Annotated in this window: 19 protein-coding genes; 12 read left to right on the top strand and 7 right to left on the bottom strand. The window is 64.2% G+C overall.

Annotation, left to right across the window (positions count from 1 at the left end; all coding sequences use genetic code 11):
- Positions 1-13: 13 nt before the first annotated feature.
- The 8 genes from alr (at position 14) to LDB29_RS10930 (ending at position 9,062) form a co-directional block, all read left to right on the top strand.
- Positions 14-1,156, top strand: coding sequence for an alanine racemase (gene alr, locus LDB29_RS10895; protein ID WP_099185659.1), 1,143 nt, complete (start codon positions 14-16; stop codon positions 1,154-1,156).
- Positions 1,153-2,406, top strand: coding sequence for a D-amino acid dehydrogenase (locus LDB29_RS10900; RefSeq protein WP_025550232.1), 1,254 nt, complete (start codon positions 1,153-1,155; stop codon positions 2,404-2,406). Before alr ends, LDB29_RS10900 begins: the two co-directional genes overlap by 4 nt.
- 19 nt (positions 2,407-2,425) lie before the next feature.
- Positions 2,426-2,776 (top strand): RidA family protein, encoded by a 351-nt coding sequence (locus tag LDB29_RS10905; RefSeq protein ID WP_025550234.1) that lies wholly within the window; start codon positions 2,426-2,428, stop codon positions 2,774-2,776.
- A gap of 170 nt (positions 2,777-2,946) precedes the next feature.
- Positions 2,947-5,046, top strand: a complete 2,100-nt coding sequence (locus tag LDB29_RS10910) for a TonB-dependent siderophore receptor (RefSeq protein ID WP_257554172.1) — start codon at positions 2,947-2,949, stop codon at positions 5,044-5,046.
- Between the two features lie 8 nt (positions 5,047-5,054).
- Positions 5,055-5,633 carry a hypothetical protein gene (locus LDB29_RS10915; protein ID WP_128830806.1) on the top strand — a complete coding sequence of 193 codons (579 nt, stop codon included), beginning with the start codon at positions 5,055-5,057 and terminating at the stop codon, positions 5,631-5,633.
- Positions 5,630-6,976 carry a PepSY domain-containing protein gene (locus LDB29_RS10920; protein WP_025550240.1) on the top strand — a complete coding sequence of 449 codons (1,347 nt, stop codon included), beginning with the start codon at positions 5,630-5,632 and terminating at the stop codon, positions 6,974-6,976. Before LDB29_RS10915 ends, LDB29_RS10920 begins: the two co-directional genes overlap by 4 nt.
- Positions 6,977-7,080: 104 nt before the next feature.
- Positions 7,081-7,920 (top strand): shikimate 5-dehydrogenase, encoded by an 840-nt coding sequence (locus LDB29_RS10925; RefSeq protein ID WP_025550241.1) that lies wholly within the window; start codon positions 7,081-7,083, stop codon positions 7,918-7,920.
- A 134-nt stretch (positions 7,921-8,054) separates the two neighbouring features.
- Complete coding sequence (locus tag LDB29_RS10930; RefSeq protein ID WP_025550243.1) at positions 8,055-9,062, top strand: class 1 fructose-bisphosphatase; 1,008 nt, start codon at positions 8,055-8,057, stop codon at positions 9,060-9,062.
- A gap of 234 nt (positions 9,063-9,296) precedes the next feature.
- Here LDB29_RS10930 and LDB29_RS10935 read toward each other — a convergent pair whose 3' ends face one another.
- The 7 genes from LDB29_RS10935 to LDB29_RS10965 all read right to left on the bottom strand — a co-directional run bounded on the left by LDB29_RS10935 (position 9,297) and on the right by LDB29_RS10965 (position 18,752).
- A complete protein-coding gene (locus LDB29_RS10935; RefSeq protein WP_025551712.1) occupies positions 9,297-10,337 on the bottom strand; it encodes a rod shape-determining protein in 1,041 nt (346 codons plus the stop codon).
- A gap of 114 nt (positions 10,338-10,451) precedes the next feature.
- Positions 10,452-10,832, bottom strand: a complete 381-nt coding sequence (locus LDB29_RS10940) for a TadE/TadG family type IV pilus assembly protein (RefSeq protein WP_025551710.1) — start codon at positions 10,830-10,832, stop codon at positions 10,452-10,454.
- Positions 10,829-11,302, bottom strand: a complete 474-nt coding sequence (locus LDB29_RS10945; RefSeq protein WP_025551708.1) for a TadE/TadG family type IV pilus assembly protein — start codon at positions 11,300-11,302, stop codon at positions 10,829-10,831. The genes LDB29_RS10940 and LDB29_RS10945 overlap by 4 nt, the downstream gene beginning before the upstream one ends.
- Positions 11,299-12,555: a pilus assembly protein TadG-related protein gene (locus LDB29_RS10950; protein WP_025551706.1), complete on the bottom strand. Its 1,257-nt coding sequence runs from the start codon at positions 12,553-12,555 to the stop codon at positions 11,299-11,301. The genes LDB29_RS10945 and LDB29_RS10950 overlap by 4 nt, the downstream gene beginning before the upstream one ends.
- A 287-nt stretch (positions 12,556-12,842) precedes the next feature.
- On the bottom strand, positions 12,843-16,424 hold the full coding sequence (locus tag LDB29_RS10955) for an error-prone DNA polymerase (RefSeq protein WP_099185658.1): 3,582 nt from the start codon (positions 16,422-16,424) through the stop codon (positions 12,843-12,845).
- Positions 16,421-18,010, bottom strand: coding sequence for a DNA polymerase Y family protein (locus LDB29_RS10960; RefSeq protein ID WP_037484011.1), 1,590 nt, complete (start codon positions 18,008-18,010; stop codon positions 16,421-16,423). Before LDB29_RS10960 ends, LDB29_RS10955 begins: the two co-directional genes overlap by 4 nt.
- On the bottom strand, positions 17,907-18,752 hold the full coding sequence (locus LDB29_RS10965; protein ID WP_025551703.1) for an ImuA family protein: 846 nt from the start codon (positions 18,750-18,752) through the stop codon (positions 17,907-17,909). Before LDB29_RS10965 ends, LDB29_RS10960 begins: the two co-directional genes overlap by 104 nt.
- Before the next feature lie 223 nt (positions 18,753-18,975).
- Here LDB29_RS10965 and LDB29_RS10970 point away from each other — a divergent pair, with 223 nt between their 5' ends.
- The 4 genes from LDB29_RS10970 to LDB29_RS10985 are packed head-to-tail and all read left to right on the top strand — an operon-like array spanning position 18,976 to position 22,846.
- Entirely contained in the window at positions 18,976-19,845 is an 870-nt protein-coding gene (locus LDB29_RS10970) for a cytochrome c oxidase subunit II (protein ID WP_025551701.1), read from the top strand.
- On the top strand, positions 19,845-21,575 hold the full coding sequence (locus tag LDB29_RS10975; protein ID WP_099185657.1) for a cbb3-type cytochrome c oxidase subunit I: 1,731 nt from the start codon (positions 19,845-19,847) through the stop codon (positions 21,573-21,575). The genes LDB29_RS10970 and LDB29_RS10975 overlap by 1 nt, the downstream gene beginning before the upstream one ends.
- The gene (locus LDB29_RS10980) at positions 21,572-22,147 is read left to right on the top strand and encodes a cytochrome c oxidase subunit 3 (protein ID WP_099185656.1); all 576 of its coding nucleotides are present in this window, start codon (positions 21,572-21,574) and stop codon (positions 22,145-22,147) included. Before LDB29_RS10975 ends, LDB29_RS10980 begins: the two co-directional genes overlap by 4 nt.
- Before the next feature lie 12 nt (positions 22,148-22,159).
- Positions 22,160-22,846 carry a heme-copper oxidase subunit III family protein gene (locus LDB29_RS10985; RefSeq protein ID WP_025547800.1) on the top strand — a complete coding sequence of 229 codons (687 nt, stop codon included), beginning with the start codon at positions 22,160-22,162 and terminating at the stop codon, positions 22,844-22,846.
- Positions 22,847-22,851 lie beyond the last annotated feature (5 nt).

The following is a 22,851-nucleotide window of genomic DNA, read 5'->3' on the forward strand; positions in this document are numbered from 1 at the left end:
AAAGGGGGCACATATGCAGTCCATCGATACCGCCGGAGCCGTGCTTCGCATCGACCTTGATGCACTCGTCGAAAACTACCGCACAATCCAGCGGCAGGTCGCCCCCGCCACCGTCGCCGGCGTGGTCAAGGCGGACGGTTACGGCCTGGGCGCGAACCTCGTCGCGCGCAGCTTGATCGGCGCCGGGTGCCGACACTTCTTCGTCGCGCATCTCAGCGAAGCCATGGCGCTCCGACCCATGCTGAGCGATGGAATGGTGCTGTTCATCCTCAACGGCCTGCAACCTGGCGCGGAAGGCGAGTGCGCAGCCATCGGCGCCATTCCGGTCCTGAACTCGCTCGACCAGATCGGGCGCTGGGCCAGGACGGCACGCACGCTGGAGCGGACCCTGCCCGCTGCGTTGCAGGTGGACAGCGGCATGTCGAGGCTCGGCCTTCCGCCCGAGGAGGTCGCCATTCTGCTTGCCCAGCGGGAAAGATTGGAGGGCGTGGACCTTCGCCTGCTGATGAGCCACCTCGCCTGCGCCGACGATCCCGATGCCCCCTCCAACGCGATGCAACGCCGGAAATTCGATGCGTTCAGCATGAATTTCCCCGGCGTGCCGCGCTCGCTGGACAATAGCGGCGGAAGCTTCCTGCCCGCCGATCATTTCGACATCGTCCGCGCCGGGATCGCGCTGTATGGCGGAGCCCCGCAGGGCGAGCGCCGGGAGATGCGGCCGGTGGTCTCGCTGGACGCGCGGATCATCCAGTTGCGGAACATCCCGGCGGGCGCAGCCGTCGGCTATGGCCTCACCTACCGTTGCGAGCGGCCGACGCAGATCGCGACGATCGCCGTGGGCTATGCCGATGGCTGGCCTCGCCACCTGGGCAACGGCGGCTCCGCCTATATCGACGGCCATCGCGCGCCGATAGCGGGACGGGTTTCGATGGACAGCATCACGCTGGACGTGACCGACGTGCCCGATGTGCTCCTCTATCCTGGCGCCCTGGTGGAACTTTTGGGGCCTCATCAGACAGTGGATCAGGTCGCCGCCGACGCCGGCACCATCGCCTATGAAATACTGACACAGCTCGGGCATCGCTATCACCGCTCCGTACGGGATGGCCGCGATCCGGCACAAGCGGAGCATCACGCCATGAAAGTCGCCATATGAGGGTCGCCATTCTGGGCAGCGGCGTCATCGGCGTCACATCCGCCTGGTACCTGGCACAGGCCGGGCATGAAGTGACGGTGATCGACCGGCAGGACGGGCCGGCGCTGGAAACCAGCTTCGCCAACGCTGGAGAAATCTCGCCCGGCTATGCCTCCCCCTGGGCTGCGCCGGGGATACCGATGAAGGCGCTGCGCTGGCTGTTCATGAAGCACGCCCCGCTGATCCTGCGGCCGCGGATGGACATGGCCATGCTACGCTGGATGGTGGCGATGCTGGGCAATTGCAACGAACGCGCCTATGCCATCAACAAGAGCCGGATGGTGCGCCTGGCGGAATATAGCCGTGACCGGCTGATCGACCTGCGGCGCGAAACCGGCATCGCCTATGATGAGCGGTCGCGGGGCACCTTGCAGCTTTTCCGCGAGCAGAAGCAGCTTGACGGCATCGCGAAGGACATCGCCGTGCTGAAGGCGGACGGAGTGCCTTTCGAAGTGCTGGATGCGGCAGGTTGCATCGCGGCGGAACCGGGGCTGGCAGGCAGCGGCGTGCCTCTGGCCGGGGGCCTGCGGCTTCCCAATGACGAAACCGGCGACTGCTTCAAATTCACCAACGCGCTGGCCGACATGGCGAAGGCGAAGGGCGTGACCTTCCTCAACGGACGGACCATCGGAAGGATCGCCGTCGACAATGGAAAGGTCAGCCATGTCGAAACCGACAGGGGCCATGTCGTGGCCGACGCCTATCTTGTTGCGACGGGCAGCTATTCCCCGCAGCTGCTGGCCCCGCTGGGGATCAGGCTGCCGGTCTATCCGGTGAAGGGCTATTCGATCACCGTTCCGATCGTCGATGAGGCAAGGGCGCCGGTGTCGACCCTGCTCGACGAAAGCTACAAGGTTGCGATCACGCGGCTGGGCGACCGTATTCGTGTGGGCGGCATGGCGGAACTGTCGGGCTATTCCAAAGGGCTGCCCAGGGCGCGGCGTGATACGCTGGAATATTCGGTGGGTTCGCTCTTTCCGGGCGCAGGCGATCTGGGCGGCGCCAGCTTCTGGTCCGGGCTGCGGCCGATGACGCCGGACAGCACGCCGGTCATCGGGGCGACGAAAGTCCCAAACCTCTTCCTCAACACCGGGCATGGCACATTGGGGTGGACCATGGCCTGTGGGTCGGGGCATGTGATCGCGGACATCATCGGCGGGGGCAGGCCCCGGATCGAAACCGCCGATCTTGCGATCAGCCGCTATTCATAACCGAAAAGGAGCCTTTCCCATGACCATCACCCGCATCGATCGCGGCCCGCGCATGAGCGAGGCCGTCATTCATGGCGACACCATCTATCTGGCGGGGCAGATCGGCGCGCCCGGCGAGAGCGTCACGGCGCAGACCCGGGCCGTGCTGGCCGAGATCGACGCCCTGCTGGAACGCACGGGCAGCAGCAGGAACCATATGCTGAGGGCGCAGATCTGGCTGGCGGACATGAACGACTTTGCCGAGATGAACGCGGTGTGGGATGCGTGGATCGCGGATGCCGAAGCACCCGCCCGCGCCACGGGCGAGGCGAAGCTCGCCAGCCCCGATTACAAGGTCGAGATCATCGTGACCGCCGCCAGGGCGAAGTGAATCGTGCAGGTGGAATGCCGTGCGGCAAGGCACGGCATTCCACCCAAAGCGTCGTCTGAAAAGGAGACGCACGACTTATATTCATATATTTATTGCGATTGACTTGCATTATTATGAGCAATAAGGCCCTTTCTGCCGGCTGCATCCGGCAAGAAAAAGGGTCCGTCCGCATGTCCATCGCTTTCCGTTCCGTTCTGCTCACCCCTGTCCTTGCCGCTTGCTGGGCGTCGCCCGCCCAGGCCGACGTGCTGGCGGAGGCAGACAATATCGTCGTCACGGGCACGATCACGGATGAGAATGCATCGGCCACCGGCCTTGCCCTGACGCTGCGCGAAACGCCGCAGTCGATCACCGTCGTCGACCGCGAACGAATCCAGGATTTCGCGCTGACCAATGTGAACGACCTGCTGACCCAGATGGTCGGCATCAATGTGGAGCGGGTGGAGACCGATCGGACCTATTATAATTCGCGGGGGTTCGACATCACCAATTTCCAGGTCGACGGCATCGGCCTGCCTTTGCGCTGGGGCATCCAGTTCGGGGACCTCGACACCATCCTGTTCGAGAATGTCGAGGTGGTTCGCGGCGCCAATGCGATCATGACCGGGGTCGGCAATCCGTCCGCCACGATCAACTATGTCCGCAAGAAGCCGACCAGGGAATTGCAGGCCTCCCTCTCCGCCATGCTGGGAAGCTGGGACGACCGCCGCGTGGAAGCCGATATTTCGGGCCCGTTGAATGCGTCGGGCACGCTGTCGGCACGGCTGATCTTCGCCCATGAGGACAGGGACAACCACCTCCGCTACAATCATGTCGACCGCAACGTCTATGGCGCGATCTTGGATTGGGAGATCACGCCGCAATTAAGGGCGTCGGCCGGCTATACCCGGCAGGACAATGACGCGGACGGCGTGTTGTGGGGCGCGCTGCCGCTGCTCGACGATAATGGCGATCGGATCGCCTATCCGCGTTCGGCCAGCACTTCGGCCGACTGGACCTATTGGAACGTCAGCGACGAAAGCGCATGGGCGGAACTGGCCTATGCTTTCGGCAATGGCTGGAACGCCCGCGGCCGCTTCACCTATAATCATCGCAGTTCGGGGGCGGAACTGCTTTACGCCTATGGCTATCCCGATGCGGCGACGGGCGTCGGCGTGACGGGGATGGCGGGCAAATATCGCTCCCCCTCCGACCAGTATCTGGGCGATTTCTACGCTTCCGGCCCAGTGACGCTGTTCGGGCGCGAGCATCAACTCGCCTTCGGCCTCTCCACCGGCAGGACCGACGGCCGCGAATATGAGCAAAGCGGGCTGGCTGCCGTCGCCTACCCCGCTGTTGCCCAATGGGCGTTCAACCGCACCACGCTGATCGAACCCGACTTCACGCAGGAAAGCCTGGAGGAAGAGGTGACGGACCGGCTGACGCGGGCCTATGGCGCGCTGCACGCCAATCTGGCCGACAGGCTGAAGGCGGTCGTCGGCGCCAGCGCCTTCTGGCTCAAGACTACCGGCGCATCCTACGGCACGGACCAGTATCGCAAGAACAGCGCGGTCGGCCCCTATCTGGGCCTGGTGTTCGACGCCACGTCCAACATCAGCTTCTATGCGAGCTACACCGACATCTTCAATCCGCAGGACAAGGTCGACATCACCAACCGCCGGCTCGATCCTGCCAAGGGCAGCAGCATGGAGGGCGGCATCAAGAGCGAATGGTTCGACAAGCGGCTCTATGCCAGCGCCTCGCTCTTCCGCGCGAAGCAGAAGAACCTCGCGGAGCAGGCCGGCGTGTTCGGCGCGGGCGATCCGGGGCAGGTGGGCGACGTCTATTATGCGGGCGTCGACACCACGGCCAAGGGTTTCGAGATCGAGCTGACCGGCCGCGTGACGGACCGCTGGTCGGTAAGCGGCGGCTATACGGGCCTCAGGATCCAGGATCAGGCCGGGAACCGCGCCCGCACCTACCTGCCGCGTCAGTCGCTGAAACTTGCCAGCACCTATCATATTCCCGAGTGGCGCGACCTGAAGCTGGGCGCACAGTTCCGGTGGCAGAGCGACATCAGCACCCTCGACAGCACGGTCGGCCGCGACATCCGGCAGAAGGATTATGCGGTGTTGGACCTGATGGCCAGCATCAAGCCCATCGACAGGCTGACCGCCAGCATCAATGTGCGCAATGTGACCGACAGCAAATATCTGGGCAGCCTGATGTGGGGGCAGGCCTTTTACGCGGCCCCCCGCAGCGTGATGGGCACCTTGCGCTTCGATTATTGAGGATGATGGTGAACCAGCCTTCCCTTCTGCTCTGGACCAGCGCGCTTTTGGCGGCGGCGGCGGTGTGCCTGCTGCGCTTCTCATGGGGCAGGGCGCTACGATCGGCTCCGCTCAACGCTGCTGCCTGGGGGTTGCTCGCCTTTGCCCTGACGATGGGAATGGCGGGAGGCGGCGCCTGGGGCGTTGCCATGGTGACGCTGGCCGCGCTGGCAATGGCCTTCTGCTGCCTGGCCCTTGCCGCCGCGACCGCGCCACCTGGCAAGACCGGCGCCTCCAACCGCCGCGCCCATATGCTGCCGGAAGGACAGGAGCCGTTGCGCATCGGCGGGCGGATGGTCAGCTTTCTGCTCAGCGTGCCGGGTGCGATGCTGGTGGCGCTGATCCTGGGACTGGCGGCGCGGGGCACGGCCAGAGCGCTGGGCGCGCATGAGGCCGACGGCAATGTGCTGATGCTGTTCCTGATGCCGCTGCTCTGGGCGGTGATGGCCATGCTGATCCTGCTCTGGCCGCAACGGCGGCGGCAAGTGGGACTGCTGACGGCCCCTGCCCTGCTGGGTCTGGCCATGCTGTGGATGGTCCGGCCATGAACCTTGGCCTGTCCAAAACGCTGGTCCAACGGGGCCTGTCCGCCCATGCCGCCATCGGCCTGCTGGCAAGCGCATTGCTCTATATCGTCTGCCTGACCGGCACGGTGACGGTGTTCTACGAGGAATGGCAACGCGCCGAGCAGCCCGATGCTCCGGAAATGCAGCGGATCGCGCCCGATGCGGTGCAACGCGCCGTGGCTTCCGTGCTGGCAAGCGAGAAGGACCGGAAAGCGACCGAGCATCTCTACGTCCATCTGCCGACCGACGCGCTGCCCCGCACGACCGTCACCACCGACCATCAGGCGGTGCATGTCGACGATCAGGGACGGGTGGTCGCGAAGGAGTTGAACGGATGGTCCGAATTCCTGCTGAACCTGCACTATACGCTGAACATTCCCGGCATGGTCGGCCTGACGATCGTAGGCGGACTGGGGGTGATGACCATCGCCCTGTCATTGACTGGCCTGATCGCCCATCCCCGCATCTTCCGCGATGCCTTCCGCCTGCGGGCGCGGGACCGGGGTGGCCTCGGGCTGGCGGACTGGCATAACAGGCTGGGAGTGTGGACCCTGCCTTTCGCGCTGGCGATCGCCCTGACCGGCGCGATGATCGGCCTGGGATCGATCAACGTCTATGGACTGGCGCAAGGCTTCTACAAGGGCGATATGGAGGCGGCCTATGCGCCGATCTTCGGCGCTGAGGGCAAGCCGAATGCCAAGCCCGCCCCGTTGGCGGACGTGGCCGCCGCGTTGCAGACGATGACCGCCCGCTTTCCGGAGGTGCGTCCGATCTACGTCTTCATGCACGAACCGGGAACCGCGGGGCAGCAGCTACAGGTGCTTGCCCTGCCGCAGCGACGGCTGGTCTATGGCGAAACCTATAATTTCGATCAGGCCGGGCGCTTTCTGGGGACGGTCGGCCTGGCGGACGGCGCGACGGGACAGCAGGTGGCGGCGTCGGCCTATAATCTGCATTTCGGCAATTATGGCGGACTGCCGGTGAAGATCGCCTATCTGCTGCTGGGTGGAGCGCTTTGCGTGGTGATCGCGACGGGCACTTCGATCTGGCTCGGCAAGCGGGAGCGGCGCGGCTACCGGCAACCGCGCTTGCGCAACGGGTGGAACGCGATCGTCTGGGGTTCGGGACTGGCCCTGGCCCTGACGCTGCTGGCACGGCTGTGGATCGGCAATGCGGCGCCGTTCAAGACGATCTTCTGGCTTTCGCTGGCGGTGCTGGTGGTCCTGAGCACCGCCTTGCCGGAGCGGTACCGCGTGCGGCGTGCCCTGCAATGGAGCCTGGGCATCTGCGTCGCGGCGCTGGTGCCGGCGGTGCTGGGGGGATAAGCGCTCCTGCGCCGATCCGGCGGACAAAGGGCATGGATGGTCGCTCTCGTCATTGATCCCATGCCGGTGGCTGTCTAGGCCATGCGCGAGGAGACCATCAGCTTATGAAACCACCCATTGGGCGGGATACCCGCTTGTGCATGTCCCTGTCCGGACGGCCCGGCAATGCGGGATCGCGCCTGCACAACCGGCTCTACGAACTGCTGGGACTGGACTATGTTTACAAGTCTTTCAGCACGACGGACCTGCCCGCGGCCATCGGCGGCATCAGGGCATTGGGCATCCGGGGATGCGCCATCTCCATGCCCTTCAAGGAAGCCGTGATCCCGCTTGTCGACCGGCTGGAGGAATCGGCGCGGATCATCGACAGCGTGAACACCATCGTCAATGACGGGGGCGTCCTCACCGGCTACAATACGGATTTCGTGGCGGTTCGCGACCTTCTGGAGCGGCGGATCGCAAACCCCCAGCCCTTTCTGCTGCGCGGCAGCGGTGGCATGGCGAAGGCCGTTGCGGCGGCGCTGCGGGACGCGGGCTTCGACAAGGGCACCATCGTCGCCCGCAATGAGGCGGCGGGCCGAGCGCTGGCGGAACAATATGGCTATGCATGGCAGCCCGCCCTGCCCGATACGGGCGCGCCCCTGCTCGTCAATGTGACGCCGCTTGGAATGGAGGGGCCGGATAGCGAGGCGATGGCCTTTCCGGCCGACTTTATCGCCGCCTGCGACATCGCCTTCGACGTCGTGGCACAGCCGGTGGATACGCCGTTCGTCCGCGCCGCACGGGCGGCGGGGAAGGCGATCATCTCCGGCGGGGAGGTCATTGTGCTGCAGGCCGTCGAGCAATTCGCGCTCTATACCGGCATCCGGCCGACGCCGGAACAGGTGCGGGATGCCACGCTATTCGCGCATGGGCCAGAGGTCGCGGCCAGTCTCGAAGCGTGAACGGGTCGTCCTTCGTCACAGGGGCGTCACGAATTGGCGCTTTTCCGACGCCTGTCTGGCCGCTACGGCATTCCCTGGTTCCATGCATGGCGTGCGTTCGGCGCGCCATATTCTCTTGAGCGAGTAAACCGCCTATGCAGTCCGTCACCCTCACCCGCTTCCTGATCGAGCAGCAGCGCGAGGCCAATGCCATCCCGCCGCAATTGCGCCTGCTGATCGAAACCGTTGCGCGCACCTGCAAGACGATCAGCCACAGCGTGTCCAAGGGTGCGCTGGGCGAAGTGCTGGGCAGCCTGGGTAGCGAGAATGTGCAGGGGGAGGTCCAGAAGAAGCTGGACGTCATCGCCAACGAACTGCTGCTGGACGCCAATGAATGGGGCGGACATCTGGCCGCCATGGCTTCGGAGGAGATGGAAACGATCCATCGCATCCCCAATCGCTACCCCAAGGGCGAATATCTGCTGCTGTTCGATCCGATCGACGGGTCCAGCAATATCGATGTCGACCTGAGCGTGGGCACCATCTTCTCCGTGCTGAAGGCGCCGGAGGAATGTTCGGGCCGTGAGGTGACGGAACAGGATTTCCTTCAGCCGGGCACGCAGCAGGTGGCGGCGGGCTATGCGATCTACGGACCGCAGACGCTGCTGGTGCTGACCATCGGAACCGGCGTCTATGAATTCACGTTGGACCGGGAAATCGGCTCCTGGCGGATGACGGATGGACCGATGCAGATGCCGCAGGGCAATGCCGAATTCGCCATCAACATGGCGCGTCGGCGGCAATGGTCGCCCGGCATCGCACGCTACATAGAGGAACGCATCCAGGGCACCGAAGGGCCGCTGGGCAAGGATTACAACATGCGCTGGACCGCTTCGATGGTGGCGGATGTGCATCGCATCCTGAAACGGGGCGGCATCTTCCTCTATCCCGCCGATCACCGCTACGCCGACAAGGCCCGGCTGCGGCTGATGTATGAGGCGAACCCCATGTCCTTCCTGGTCGAGGAGGCGGGCGGCGCGGCCAGCAACGGCTATCAGCGGATCATGGACGTCAAGGCGACCGGACTGCACCAGCGCGTCGGCGTCGTGCTGGGCGACAAGGCCGAGGTGGAAACCGTGGTCGCCTATGGGCGCGAGGAATAGAATCCCGACGCACAGGCGCGGCCTGGAGGCATGTCCTGTTTGGCCAATCCAAGACATTCCCCTCCCGCAGGCGGGAGGGGTTAGGGGTGGGCGCGAGCGTAGCGAGCTTCCAGCTTAGCCGTTGCAAAACAGCGCAGATGCCGCGCCAGCCCACCCCCTAACCCCCTCCCGCCTGCGGGAGGGGGAATGTCCTGATTCCACCCCATTCCCGCCGTCACTTACGGCAGGTGGATGTCAAGAAACCGTCAGCACCCCGTCATAGGCGCGGTCTTCCAGCGCCCGGCCTGCGCCCATGGCCACGCAGATCAGCGGCTTGTCCGCGACCGTGACGGGCAGCCCCGTCGCGTCGGACAACGCTTCGTCCAGACGCCGGAGCAGCGCGCCTCCGCCGGTCAGGGTGATCCCTTCCTCGATGATGTCGGCGGACAGTTCCGGCGCGGTCTGTTCCAGCGCGGTCATCACCGCCATCTTGATCTGGCCGACCGGCTCGGACAGCGCATCCGCGATTTCCGCCTCGCTGATCGACATTTCGGCGGGGCGGCCGTTCACCAGATCGCGGCCCTTCACCGTCATCCGGCGGCCTTCGCCATCGGGTGAGGTCGCCGCGCCCAGTTCGCATTTCACACGTTCGGACGTCGCTTCACCGATCATCAGATTATGCGTGCGGCGAATGTGGGAGGCGATGGCATCGTCCAGCCTGTCGCCACCGACCCGTGCCGAGCTGCTATAGGCGATGCCCCGCAGGGACAGGACGGCGACCTCCGTCGTCCCGCCGCCAATGTCGACCACCATCGCCCCGCGCGGCTCGGTGACGGGCAGGTCGGCGCCGATCGCGGCAGCCATGGGTTCCTCGATCAGCTGGACCCGATAGGCCCCCGCGTTGGAGGCGGCGTCGCGCAGGGCGCGGCGTTCAACCATGGTGGAACCTGTCGGTACGCAGATCACCACTTCATGGCGGCGGCCGAAGCGGTTGGCGCCGTTCAGCGCCTTGTCGATGAAATGCTTGATCATCTGCTCGGCCACGTCGATGTCCGCGATCACCCCGTCGCGCAGCGGCCGGATCGCCTGGATGCCGGCCGGCGTCTTGCCCATCATCAGCTTGGCTTCGTTGCCGACCACCTTGACCTTGCGGATGCCGTCGCGCGTCTCGATCGCGATGACGGAGGGTTCGTTGAGGACGATACCCCGGTCGCGCACATAGATGACCGTGTTGACGGTGCCGAGGTCGATGGCCATGTCGCAGGCGGAAGAGGAAAAGAAGCGCGGCAGTTTCATGCGAATGGCGGACAATCTGTGCAGGGGAAGCGGGATGGCATCCCCTGCACAGCCCCCTCTCCAAGCAGAAGCAGGGTGCGACAGCCCGTCCGGTATCCGGGGCCAGTTGAGGCGTTAATAGGCTCGCCGGGTATAGCTGATCGATATGGCCGGGGTCTGGTAAAGGATGAAATTCAATGGCCGGGAATAGGTCATGGTGATTTCCCTGTAGGAAACGCCATATTGCGTGCCCTGCACGACCGTCGGATCGTTGGTGTAGGTCGGGTCGAGGCCGAATTCACGGCTCTTCACCTTGGCGATGATCTCAGCGTCGGTGGGCCTGGGAAAGATGCTGGCATAGCGCGCGCCTTCGTCGACCGCATGTTGCAGGCCGGTGCGCGCGCAGGCGATGATGCCGAGTTGCAGCGCGCCCATCAGCAGCATGATGAAGGGCGGCACGGCGAGAACGAATTCGATCGCCGCCGCGCCGCGCTGGTCGCGTATCAGGCGCGTCATTGCAGGCGCACCGAGGCCGAGCCGGTGAGCGCGATGCCCTGGGACGACCATCTGCTGCCGGGGGCAAGTTTCGCGAACATCGGCGTATAGCTTCCTGAAATGCTGATCGCGACATAGCGCTTCGTCTGCTGGCCGTCGGGGCAAGGAACCTCCGGGCTGGCGGTCTGCACAGTGGCATTGCAGAGCAGCGTGGGCGTGACGGTGACGTTGCCGGTTGGAACGCCGGCTGCCGCAGCGGCGTCTGCGGCCAGATTATTATAGGCCTTCGAAGTGTCTGTGGTGTCGTTGGTGTAGCCGCCCGCGGCCGCCAGTTGCGCCGTGCGCTCCGCCGCGCGCTGGAGCCCGATCTTCGCCTTGAACGCCATGGCGACATCCCCCGCCATGCAGGTCAGCAGGACCAGGACCGGCATGATGATCGCCAGTTCGACGGTGCTGTTGCCGTATCGGTCGGAGAGAAGCCGCTTCATCATCCCACCAGCTTCACCAGCGTGGCTGTGAATTTATCGACTCCCGTATCTTTGCATTGATTGACGATATTGCTGTTCCCGATGAAGGTGACGCGCTTGCCCACCATCTTCACGCAGTCGGTGGTCATGCCCGATGTGCCGCTGAATGACATCGCCTGGCCCGGAAAATAGAAAGCGCCTTGCAGGACGGAACTCGCATTTCCGTTGATCGTGTTGGTTCCCGAATCCAGCGCGCGCCGGTCCTGATAGAAGAGGACGCCATGATAAGGGTCACTGAGGTCCGTCGGCGCCTTCAGGTTGAGCGTCGCACCGCCATTGATATTGACGTTGGCGATGGAACTGGGGTTATTGGCTGCGTTACTGCTGGTCAGGATGATGGTGACGCCGGTGCCGTTGATCACCGCCTGCGAGCCCACATCGAAAGTGCCACCGTCGACATAATAGACGCCGGGTGCCATGGTCAGCGTGCCCTTGATGTCGAAGCCCTTGTAGCAGCCAGGTTGCAATGGTGGACTCACTACGCTTTGTTGTGGGTTAACGCTGACCTTGGCCGAACAGCCGGATACGTTGGGAGTAGGCAGCCCAGCATAGGGGTCCAGCACCGGGATGCTGTAGGGCAGCAGCGTGGTCGGCGAGACATAGTTGGAACTGGACGTCAGCCCGCCCACCGCCGCCACCGGCGTCGCCGTCACCGTGCTGCTGCCGCCTGCATAGACGGCGTTGGATGCCCGCGAATTGGTGGCGATGCCGCAGCCCAGATTGACCGTGGCATTGCCCTGGAGCGTGATGCCGACCGCACTCGTCTTTTCGAGCGAGACGACGCAATAGTCGCCGCTGCCGACCACGGCTGCGGTCGCTTCACCATAGATGACCGGCGCTTTCACCCCCAATATCTTCGAAAAGGGCAGCTCCGCCGAGGTTTGCAGCACCACGCGAACCGCCTTGCTGTTGCCGGCATAGGAACCTGTCGTCGGCGCATTTTCGATCGTAGGGGTTTGCGTCAGGGTGACCAATGACATGCGGTTGATGTCCGATGTCGCGCTGTCCGACGCGCTGAAGCCCTGCGCGACCGCATAGGCTCCTGCCAGCGCGGCGCTGTCCGCCTGGCGCTGGATCTGTCGTTTCCAGAGGGTCCATTGCACCGTGTCTGTCGCCAGGCCCGCCGCGCCGACCAGTACTGGCATGGAGGCTGCGGCCATCATCAGGACATTGCCCGTCCTGTCCCGCAGCAACCGCCCCACCGCTCTGCCGAACATTCCCATTCCCTTCCTGCGTGGAGCATCGCTCCAGATCACAGGCGGGGTTTTAAATATTATGGGTTAATGAAATATGATTTTCCAACATAAATTAGTTATATTGAATAGTATATAACTTTAGTTATATCAATATAGATAGAAATTAATTGATTTATTTTCGCATCTATATTCGAAATAATACCGATAAACTATAATATATTGTGAAATATTTCTATTTATTTTTGAAATAACTGAGATTTTCTCGCCTCTCTCCTCTCTGGAACGACAAGCTCAACCACCCTTCAGTCTCAATGAAAATCCCGCGATTGCGGCAATATCCGCACATTGCGCGGATGTCCTGAAGCGTGCCTCTGGCGCGTGCGGGAAGACTCCTGCACATCCGTTTGCGAAAGCCGTGACAATTCCGCGGTCCTGTCATGCACGCGGGAAGCCATCAGGTGGACGACGCCTTCCTTGCTGCGCTGCACTTCCCCTTCGACCAGCATCAGCCGCGACGCCATGACCGGACGCCGCTGCATTTCGAACAATCGCGCCCATAGAAGAATATTGGTGATTCCCGTCTCATCCTCGATGGTGATGAAGACCGCATTGCCCTTGCCCGGCCGTTGCCGCACCAGCACCACGCCGGCCGTCTTCACCAGGGCTCCGTTCTTCGCCGCCGAAATCTGGGCGCAGCTCAGCACGCCCTCCGCCTCGAAGATCGGGCGCAGGAATTGCATCGGATGCCCTTTGAGCGACAGGCGCGTCACCAGATAATCGGCCTCGACATGCTCGGACAAAGCCATGGCAGGCAGCATCGCATCAGGCTCCTCCCCCAGTTCCTGGGCCTTGGCGGCGGCGAACAGCGGCAATTCATCCGAAGGCGTCCGTCGCGCTTCCCACAGGGCAGCCCGCCGGTCCTTCCCCAGCGAGCGGCAGGCATCGGCGTCCGCCAGCAACCGCAAGGCCCGCGCCGGCAATCCCGCCCGCCGCGCCAGATCCTCCATGGTGGAAAACAGCCCTTCCTTTCGCGCCGCGACCAGTTGCTTCGCCCAATCCTCGCGAAAACCATCCACCTGCCGCAGTCCAAGGCGCAGCGCCAGGGCCCGCCCCGCCCCCTCGCCCCGACCGTCATCCCGCGACCGCAGCAGCGGTTCGAGCGCATTGTCCCACCCGCTCATATTCACATCGACATCATGCACGGTGACGCCATGCTCCCGCGCATCGCGCACGATCTGGGCCGGGGCGTAGAAACCCATGGGCTGCGAATTGAGGAGCGCGCAGGCGAACACCGCCGGCTGATGGCATTTGATCCAGGCCGACACATAGACCAGCCGCGCGAAGGACAGGGCATGGCTTTCGGGAAAACCGTAGCTGCCGAAACCCTCGATCTGCTTGAAGCAGCGTTCGGCAAACTCCGCCTCATAGCCGCGCTTCACCATGCCCCTGATCATCTTCTCGCGAAAATGATGGATCGTGCCGACATTGCGGAAGGTCGCCATGGCGCGGCGCAGGGCATCCGCTTCCGTCGGCTTGAAGTCCGCCGCCGTGATCGCAAGCTTCATCGCCTGTTCCTGGAACAGCGGCACGCCATAAGTCTCGCCCAGCAATTTCTCCAGTTCATCGGCTGGTCCATGATGGGGGGACGGCCGGGGATATTCGACCTTCTCATCCCCGCATCGCCGCCGCAGATAGGGATGGACCATATTGCCCTCGATCGGCCCGGGACGAACGATCGCCACCTGCACGGTCAGGTCATAGATGGAGCGTGGCTTCAGACGGGGCAGCATGTTGATCTGCGCCCGGCTTTCCACCTGGAAAACGCCGATGCTGTCACCCTTGCACAGCATGTCGTAAACGGTTTCGTCCGCCGCCTCCATATCGACCGTCAGCTGGTGATCGCCCAGCCCCTGTTCCCGCATCAGGTCGAACGCCCGGCGGATGCAGCTCAGCATCCCCAGCGCCAGCACGTCGACCTTCATCAGGCCGAGCGCGTCGATGTCATCCTTGTCCCATTCGATGAAGCTGCGATCCTCCATCGCCGCATGATGCAGCGGCACCGTCTCGTCCAGCCGGTTCTGCGTCAGCACAAAGCCCCCCACATGCTGCGAAAGATGGCGCGGAAAGGGCTCTGACAGCAACTGGTCGACAATCGCCTTCAACTGCGCGATCTGCGGATTGTCGAGCGCGAAGCCCGCCTCCACGATCCGCGCATCGTTCATGTCGCTCGAATAACTGCCCCACACCGTGCTGGAGAGGCGGGCCGACACATCCTCGCTAAGGCCCAGCGCCTTCGCCACTTCCCGCACGGCGCTGCGCGAACGGTAATGGATGACGGTCGCGGCGATCCCGGCGCGATGACGGCCATAGCGTTCGTAGATATATTGCATCACCTCCTCGCGCCGCTCATGTTCGAAATCGACGTCGATGTCGGGCGGTTCGTTGCGATCTTCGGATACGAAGCGGGAAAAGAGCAGGTCGTGCTTGAGCGGATCGATGGATGTCACGCCCAACAGGAAGCAGACCATGCTGTTCGCCGCCGATCCGCGTCCCTGGCAAAGGATGCCCTTGGTCCTGGCAAAGGCGACGATGTCATGCACGGTCAGGAAATAATAGGCATAGTTGCGCTTGGCGATCAGTTCGAATTCTTTTTCCAGTGTCTCGCGGGCCTTCAGGGGAAGACGCGCGCCATAGCGGGCATGGGCGGCGGACCAGGTCAGTTCCTCCAGCCATTGCTGCGCCGTCCATCCTTCCGGCACCGGTTCATGGGGATATTCATAGGCAAGCTGGTCGAGCGTGAAATGCACCCGGCTCAGCAAATGTCCGCTTTCCGCCACCGCCTCCGGGCAATCGCGGAACAGATGGGCGATTTCGGCAGGGTCATGGATATGCCTTTCCGCATTCGCCTCCAGCAGGCGCCCTGCCCTGGCGATGCCGGTGCCTTCGCGAATGCAGCTCAGCACATTCTGCAGGGGACGCTGCGCCGGACTGGCGTAGAGCGCGTCCATGGTCGCCAGCAAAGGCACGCCCGCCGCCACGGACAAGGCCTTGAACTGCGCCAGCCGCCGCGCATCCCGCCCATCCCGCCCCAATGCCGCCGCCAGCCAGACCCGGCGCGGCGCAAGACGCGACAAGCGCGCCAGCAATCCCTTCAGATCGGACGGAGCCGGCGGCGGCACAAGACTGAGATGGCCCTGCCTGATCGCTTCCTTCGGGGGCCGGTCGTCATAATCATAGTCCACCGGCTTGCGATGCGCGGTCTGTTGGGTGGCGGTGGAGCCAGGCATCACGATCAGCAGCAGATCGTCCAGATAGGCGGTCAGATCCTCATAGCGCAGGATACAGTCGCCCTTCACCGAACGGAGATTGCCGACGGTCAGCAATTTGGTGAGTTCGCCCCAACCCCGCCGCGTCGCGGGATAGGCGACGATGTCCGGCGTTCCATCCACGAAGACCAGCCTTGCGCCGACGACCAGCCGCAGGTCGGTCCGGCAGGCGCGCTCCTCCTCTTCGCTGAGTTCCAGCGGCTGCCCCGCTTCCTTGCGCGCCTCCAGCAAAGCAGCGCGCATCCGTTCGGGCCAGCGCTTGCGCGCGACATGGGCGCGGACCACCCCGGCGACGCTATTGCGGTCGGCTATGCCCAGGCCCACAAGCCCCTGGGCGATGGCGCGCGCCACCATGTCCTGCGGATGGGATGCGCCGCGCAGGAAGGAGAAATTGGTCGCCGCCACCAGCTCGGCAAAGGGAGGCGCCTCTGCCGGCCCGATCGGCGGAGATTCGCCGCGCGACCCGCGCCGCCCCTTTTCCCGCGCGGCCTCCAGCGCATTCAGTTCACGCCGGTCGATGGATTTGGGCCTGGACGGGTCTGGACCCTTGCCGTGGCGCTTCATGCGAACAGGCCATGGATGTACCAGCCGGGATGTTCCGCTTCGGAGCCGTAAAGCCCGTTGCGGAATATCCAGTAGCGCCGCCCGCGCGCATCCTCGACCCGGTAATAGTCGCGGGTCAGCCCCACGCTCTCGCCCTCCAGCGCGCCGTCCCTGGCCGTCCACCATTCGGGCGCGATGCGTTCGGGGCCTTCATAGCGCGTCACTTCATGCAATGCCTTGCGCCAGCGGAAGCGATGGGGCGGACCATCGGGCACCTCGGCCACCACGTCGATCGGCTGCGGCGGATCGAACAGATGCAGCGGGCGCATGGGCGGCTCCCCCTCCTGCCCCTCTTGCGGCCAGTTCATGGGGGCGCGGCTTTCCACGGCGGGCAGGGCAAGCTGGGCCTGTTCGGGGATATGGCTGTCCTTCGGGTGAAGCCGCTGGATGCGAGCCCGGCCTGCCCGAATCGACAGCCGGTCGACCAGAGCCGCGACGCTTTCCTCGCGACGCGCCTCTCCTCCTTCCAGCGCCAGTTGCGTCGGCGTCATCGGCTCCGCCTGCGGCACGGTGAGGCGCAGCATGTCGAAGCCGAAACCGGGATCGAGCGGATCGGACAGCGCATCGATCCGTTCCTGCACCAGCCGCATGATAGCGGGCGCGTCCCGCACCGGCAGGCTGGTTTCCACCCGCAAGGGAAAGGCAAGGCCGTCGCTGCGGAAGAACAGCGCCTCGAACCGTCGACCGCCTTGCCCGCGTTCGCTGAGCCGCTCCCCCGCCTCGGCCGCCATCTCCTCCAGCGTCCGGAGGGCAAAGGCGGTGCTGCCCATCGGCTCGGCAAAACGCCGCTCGATCCGGATCGCGGGACGCGACCGCCGGGGTGCAAGAGGCCGCCTCCCCAATCCCAGCAAAGCGTGCAGCGCGTCCACCGCCGCCTCACCGAAGCGCGACGCCAGAACCGCCGCCGGCCGCGCCGCCAGATCGCCCACGGTCCGCAGTCCCGCGCGGCGCAACGCCACCGCGCTTTCATCCTCCAGCCGCAACGCCTCGACCGGCAGGCGGCGCAGCGCCGCATCCTCGTCCGCCGCCGCGCCCACCGGAAAACGGCACAGCGCATGCGCACCCTCCGCCGTTCCGGCAAGGGCATGGCGCACCCGCATGCCATGACGCTCCAGCCGTTCGGCCGCCTCGCGCGCCAGCATCCCCTCCCCGCCCCAAAGATGCGCGCAGCCGGTAATGTCGAGCATCAGACCGAAGGGTGAATCCAGCGCCGCAACCGGCGTGTAGCGGGAACAACCGTCGCAGAGCCGCTCCAGCCAGTCCTGATCGCCATGGGGATCGGCATCGAACACGCGCAGGTCCGGTTCCCGCGCACGCGCATCGGCCAGCGTCATGCCCGGCGTCAGGCCCAGCGCGAGAGCGTCGGCGTCGAGCGTCGCCAGCCGCATCGCGCCGCGCACCTGTTCGACGACGGCTGCGGGACCTTCGCCCTGCGCCCAGAGATCAGGCCGCGCGATCCGAAGCCGGTCGATCGGCAGGAACGGAAACCACAGCGCCAGATAGCGGCGCTTGCCCATCGCGTCCTCCGCCCTCCCGTCCGCTGCCATCCTGTCCAAGGCCATGGCGTTCATCGCGCCCACCTCCACTTCCTTCAAACATGCCCCGGCCATTGTCCCAGACCAGCCGCCAGCCGAGCCCGTCCCGTCCCGCCCGCCGTCGCAACAGGCCAAGGTCGAAGGCGCTTCTGCCCGGCCCGTTTCCCGGCACGGGCAGAGAGGGCGCCGCCGCAATGCGCCAGCGCGTGTCCGCCGCGCTAGGCACCGGATCGCCGCCCACCCGCAGCAGGAAAGCGGTGACGCCGGACGACTCCGCCGCCAGCGCCAGCCGCCGGCTGGCTGTCAGGTCGAGCAAGGGCGCCGGCCCGCGCAATTCCACCACCAGTGCGCCCAAAGCGGGGCATCGCAGCGCGTCGACCGCCGCTCGCAGCAGCATGGCGTCATCGGCCATCGCGCCGATCAGCAACCGGGCGGGATCGATGCCCAATGCGGCCAGTCCGGGGCCATAGGGCATGCCCCCCGCCCGGCCCGCCGCCATCGTGCGCAGCCAGAGCAGGGGCGCCTCCCCCGCCGCCAGCCGCGCGAGGATCAGGGCCAGCCCAGCCCCCGCCCCCCCTTCCTCTGTCGCGGCGAAGAATTCATGCACCCGACCCCGCGCCAGACCGCCGTCCAGCGCCAGGTCGAGCGGCGCATAGCCGGTTTCCACCCGCGCATGGGGCTGGGAGGCTGGAACGCCCTCCAGCAATGCGATATGCCGCCTGAGGGCGGCGAGGGTCTTCACCGACTCAGCCATATATTCGTTCCCTGTTTGTTCTTTTCGCCGCAATGGCAGGCGCTGTCAATCGACCGTGAAGGCCCGAGCCGGAAAAGGCGCTGGCGACGCTCGCACCCCGCAATTTCCCAAACGCTTCCCCCGTCAGCGCTTTTTCTGTAAGTTGTCGCGGCGGGTGTTACCGAGGCGACTCGAAATGCCGGACTGAAAGGCTGCGAGCGCCTGCCAATGTGGGAGAGGGCTTGTGCCGGTTGCGGTAGCCATCGCCATGCTCGTGGTCGGTTCGGTCGCCTTTCACCTGTTCAGTCCATGGTGGCGCACGCCCATCGCCTCCAATTGGGGATCGATCGATTCCGCGCTCGACGTGACGCTCTGGATATGCGGGGCGGCCTTTGTCGGGCTGAACCTGTTCCTTGCCTGGGCGCTGGTCAAATATCGCCATCGCCCCGGCCATCGCGCCCATTATGAGCCAGAAAACCCTTCGCTGGAAAGGCGGCTGACATTCTGGACCGCCATCGGCATCGCCGGCATGTTGGCGCCGGGGCTCGCGGCCTGGGGCAAATATGTCTCGGTGCCGAAAGAAGCCACCGTCATCGAGGCGGTCGGCCAGCAATGGCAATGGTCCTTCCGCTATCCCGGTCCGGATGGCGTGCTGGGCGCGGCGGGGGTGAAATATATCACCCCCGACAATGGGCTGGGCCTCGATCCGCTCGACCCGTTCGGCCGGGATGACATATTGGTGGAAAGCGGCGACCTTCATCTGCCGGTCGGCAAGCCGGTGAAGATCGTGCTGCGCTCCAAGGACGTGCTGCACGACTTCTATGTGCCTGAATTCCGGGCCAAGATGGACCTTGTACCCGGCATCGTCACCTATTTCTGGTTGACCCCGACCAAGACGGGCACGTTCGACATCCTCTGCGTCGAACTGTGCGGCACCGGCCACCATGCGATGCGCGGCAAGGTGGTGGTGGAGACGCCCCAGGCCTTCGCGCAATGGCAGGCGCAGCAGAGCAGCTTCGGACAGATTCTGGCGGAGGCGCCGCCGGCCGCCATGTCGATCCTGCTGATCAAGGCCAATGCCTGTATCGTCCCTGCCTCCTGGAGCATTCGCTGATGGCTACCACCCTGGCCGACGACCTGCGCCCGCTGCATCATCCGCATAGCTGGGTCACCAAATATGTCTGGAGCCAGGATCATAAGGTCATCGCCGTCCAATATAGCGTGACGGCCATTTCCATCGGGCTGGTGGCGCTGGTGTTGTCGGCGCTGATGCGGTTGCAGCTTGGGTTTCCGGGGGCTTTTCCGGCGATCCAGCCTGATAATTATCTGCAATTCGTGTCGATGCACGGCATGATCATGGTGGTCTATCTGCTGACGGCGCTGCTGCTCGGGGGCTTCGGCAATTATCTGATCCCGCTGATGATCGGGGCGCGGGACATGGTGTTTCCCTTCGTCAACATGCTGAGCTTCTGGTTCTATCTGCTGTCGGTGATTGTGCTGGTGGCGGGATTCTTCGTGCCGGGCGGGCCGAGCGGGGCGGGGTGGACGCTCTATCCGCCGCAGGCGATCAGCGAGGGGACGCCGGGGCATCAATGGGGCATCGTGACCATGCTGGTCAGCCTCGCCATCTTCGTCGCGGCCTTCACCATGGGCGGGCTGAATTATGTGACCACGGTGTTGCAGGCGCGGACCAAGGGCATGACGCTGATGCGGATGCCGCTGTCGGTGTGGGGGATTTTCACGGCGTCCGTGATGGGCCTGCTCGCCTTTCCGGCTTTGTTCGTCGCGGCGATCATGATGCTGTTCGATCATCTGGCGGGCACCAGCTTCTTCATGCCGACGATGCAATCCATGGGGGCCATCACCCCGACGCAGGGCGGCAGTCCCCTCCTCTTCCAGCATCTCTTCTGGTTCTTCGGCCATCCCGAAGTCTATATCGTCGCCCTGCCCGCCTTCGGCATCGTGTCGGACCTGATCAGCGTCCATGCGCGGCGGAATATCTTCGGTTATCGCATGATGGTGTGGGCGATCGTGATCATCGGGGCGCTGAGCTTCCTGGTATGGGCGCATCATATGTATGTGAGCGGCATGAATCCCTATTTCGGGTTCTTCTTCGCCACGTCGACTTTGATCATCGCCATTCCGACGGCGATCAAGGTCTATAACTGGCTGCTGACCCTGTGGCGCGGCGACATCCATTTGCGGGTGCCGATGCTGTTCGCCATCGCCTTCATCTTCACCTTCATCCACGGCGGGCTGTCGGGGCTGTTTCTGGGCAATGTCAGTGTCGATGTGCCGTTGTCCGACACTTTCTTTGTCGTCGCGCATTTCCATATGGTGATGGGCGTGTCTCCGGTTCTGGTGATATTCGGCGCCATCTATCACTGGTATCCCAAGATATTCGGCAGGATGTGGAACGAAACTTTGGGGAAGCTCCATTTCTGGATCACTTTCCTGGGCGTCTATGCGATCTTCCTGCCGATGCATTATCTGGGGATTCTGGGGGTTCCGCGCCGTTATTACGCTCTGGGCGAGACGGCCTTCATCCCGCAATCGGTGCATCTCGCCAATGCGTGGATCAGCATTGCGGCGCTGGTCGTGTTCGCCGCGCAGGGGCTGTTCTTCTTCAACATGATCTGGAGCCTGTTCCGGGGGCCTCGCGCCGATCCCAATCCCTGGGGCGCGGCCAGCCTGGAATGGCTGACGCCCGACACGCCGCCGGCGCATGGCAATTGGGGGCCGCATCTGCCGGTCGTCTATCGCTGGGCCTATGATTATAGCGTGCCGGGCGCGGCGCGGGACTTCATTCCCCAGACGGAACCCCAAGCGGAACAGCGGGCATGACCATCCTCGCGCGCCTCACCGAAAAGAGCTGGGAGCCGGGCCCGCAGCCGGTGGAGCGGGATCGGCCGTCGGCGGGGGCGGTGGGGATGGTCGCCTATTTCGGCGTGGCCATGGTGATGTTCTCGCTGCTGCTGGCGGCCTATCTGATGCGCATGGGGCTGCATGCGGGCGCGGAGCATGTCCATGACTGGAAGCCGATGCCCGATCCGCCGCTGCTGTGGATCAATACGCTGGTGCTGGCGGCGAGCAGCGTCGCCTGGGAAGTGGCGCGGAGAGAACGGGCCGCGCGCGCGGCAATTGCCGGATCGGCGATGGGGGTGCTGTTCCTTGTTGGGCAATTGTTGCTCTGGCGGCATTATCAGGGGGCGGGCTATACGCTGTCGAGCAATCCGGCCAATGCCTTTTTCTATCTGCTGACGGCGCTGCATGGGCTGCACATCATCGGGGGGCTGTTTGCCGCCGGGCGGGCGCTGGCGGCGGCCAATATGCGCAATGTCGCCCTCTGCGCGCTCTACTGGCATTTTCTGTTGATCGTCTGGCTGGTTCTGGCCGCTTTGCTGCTGTCGACTTGAGGATGTTCCGCCATGGCTCAGGCTGTCCCAGATAGAGAAGTCATCGCTCCCACGTTGAGGGAGATCGCATCCGACTGGTCCGCCGATCAGGAAGTCTTCCGCCATACCCATTGGGGCAAGGCGATGATGTGGATATTCCTGCTGAGCGACACCTTCATCTTTTCCTGCTTCCTGACCGGTTACATGACGATGCGGGCGTCGGCTGTACTGCCCTGGCCCAATACGGCGGAAGTATTCGCCCTGAATATCGGCGGGCAGGATATACCGCTCGTCCTGATCGCGATCATGACCTTCGCGCTGATCAGTTCCAGCGGCACCATGGCGATGGCCGTCAACTTCGGCTATCAGCGCGACCGGCGGAAAACGACGGCGCTGATGCTGCTCACCGCTTTGTTCGGGCTTGTCTTCCTTAGCATGCAGGCGTTCGAATGGAGCAAGCTGATCTTCGAAGAGGGCGTGCGGCCGTGGTATAATCCGATGGGCGCGCCGCAATTCGGCGCGACCTTCTTCATGATCACCGGCTTTCACGGGCTGCATGTGACCTGCGGGGTCATATTGCTGCTGATCATCGCGTCCAAGGTGGCGCGGGGACATTATGACAAGGCCGGCGATTATTCGGCGGTCGAGATCGCCGGGCTGTACTGGCATTTCGTCGATCTCGTCTGGGTGTTCATCTTCGCCTTCTTCTATCTCTGGTGAGGGGC

The organism is Sphingobium sp. CFD-2, from assembly GCF_024611135.1.
Lineage (GTDB): Bacteria > Pseudomonadota > Alphaproteobacteria > Sphingomonadales > Sphingomonadaceae > Sphingobium > Sphingobium fuliginis.

What these genes read in the sequence shown, in the direction of transcription:
- alr (WP_099185659.1), top strand. Translation starts at nt 14, where the DNA reads ATGCAGTCCATCGATACCGCCGGAGCCGTGCTTCGCATCGACCTTGAT.
- LDB29_RS10900 (WP_025550232.1), top strand. Translation starts at nt 1,153, where the DNA reads ATGAGGGTCGCCATTCTGGGCAGCGGCGTCATCGGCGTCACATCCGCC.
- LDB29_RS10905 (WP_025550234.1), top strand. Translation starts at nt 2,426, where the DNA reads ATGACCATCACCCGCATCGATCGCGGCCCGCGCATGAGCGAGGCCGTC.
- LDB29_RS10910 (WP_257554172.1), top strand. Translation starts at nt 2,947, where the DNA reads ATGTCCATCGCTTTCCGTTCCGTTCTGCTCACCCCTGTCCTTGCCGCT.
- LDB29_RS10920 (WP_025550240.1), top strand. Translation starts at nt 5,630, where the DNA reads ATGAACCTTGGCCTGTCCAAAACGCTGGTCCAACGGGGCCTGTCCGCC.
- LDB29_RS10925 (WP_025550241.1), top strand. Translation starts at nt 7,081, where the DNA reads ATGAAACCACCCATTGGGCGGGATACCCGCTTGTGCATGTCCCTGTCC.
- LDB29_RS10930 (WP_025550243.1), top strand. Translation starts at nt 8,055, where the DNA reads ATGCAGTCCGTCACCCTCACCCGCTTCCTGATCGAGCAGCAGCGCGAG.
- LDB29_RS10935 (WP_025551712.1), bottom strand. Translation starts at nt 10,337, where the DNA reads ATGAAACTGCCGCGCTTCTTTTCCTCTTCCGCCTGCGACATGGCCATC.
- LDB29_RS10940 (WP_025551710.1), bottom strand. Translation starts at nt 10,832, where the DNA reads ATGACGCGCCTGATACGCGACCAGCGCGGCGCGGCGGCGATCGAATTC.
- LDB29_RS10945 (WP_025551708.1), bottom strand. Translation starts at nt 11,302, where the DNA reads ATGATGAAGCGGCTTCTCTCCGACCGATACGGCAACAGCACCGTCGAA.
- LDB29_RS10950 (WP_025551706.1), bottom strand. Translation starts at nt 12,555, where the DNA reads ATGTTCGGCAGAGCGGTGGGGCGGTTGCTGCGGGACAGGACGGGCAAT.
- LDB29_RS10955 (WP_099185658.1), bottom strand. Translation starts at nt 16,424, where the DNA reads ATGAAGCGCCACGGCAAGGGTCCAGACCCGTCCAGGCCCAAATCCATC.
- LDB29_RS10960 (WP_037484011.1), bottom strand. Translation starts at nt 18,010, where the DNA reads ATGGCAGCGGACGGGAGGGCGGAGGACGCGATGGGCAAGCGCCGCTAT.
- LDB29_RS10965 (WP_025551703.1), bottom strand. Translation starts at nt 18,752, where the DNA reads ATGGCTGAGTCGGTGAAGACCCTCGCCGCCCTCAGGCGGCATATCGCA.
- LDB29_RS10975 (WP_099185657.1), top strand. Translation starts at nt 19,845, where the DNA reads ATGGCTACCACCCTGGCCGACGACCTGCGCCCGCTGCATCATCCGCAT.
- LDB29_RS10980 (WP_099185656.1), top strand. Translation starts at nt 21,572, where the DNA reads ATGACCATCCTCGCGCGCCTCACCGAAAAGAGCTGGGAGCCGGGCCCG.
- LDB29_RS10985 (WP_025547800.1), top strand. Translation starts at nt 22,160, where the DNA reads ATGGCTCAGGCTGTCCCAGATAGAGAAGTCATCGCTCCCACGTTGAGG.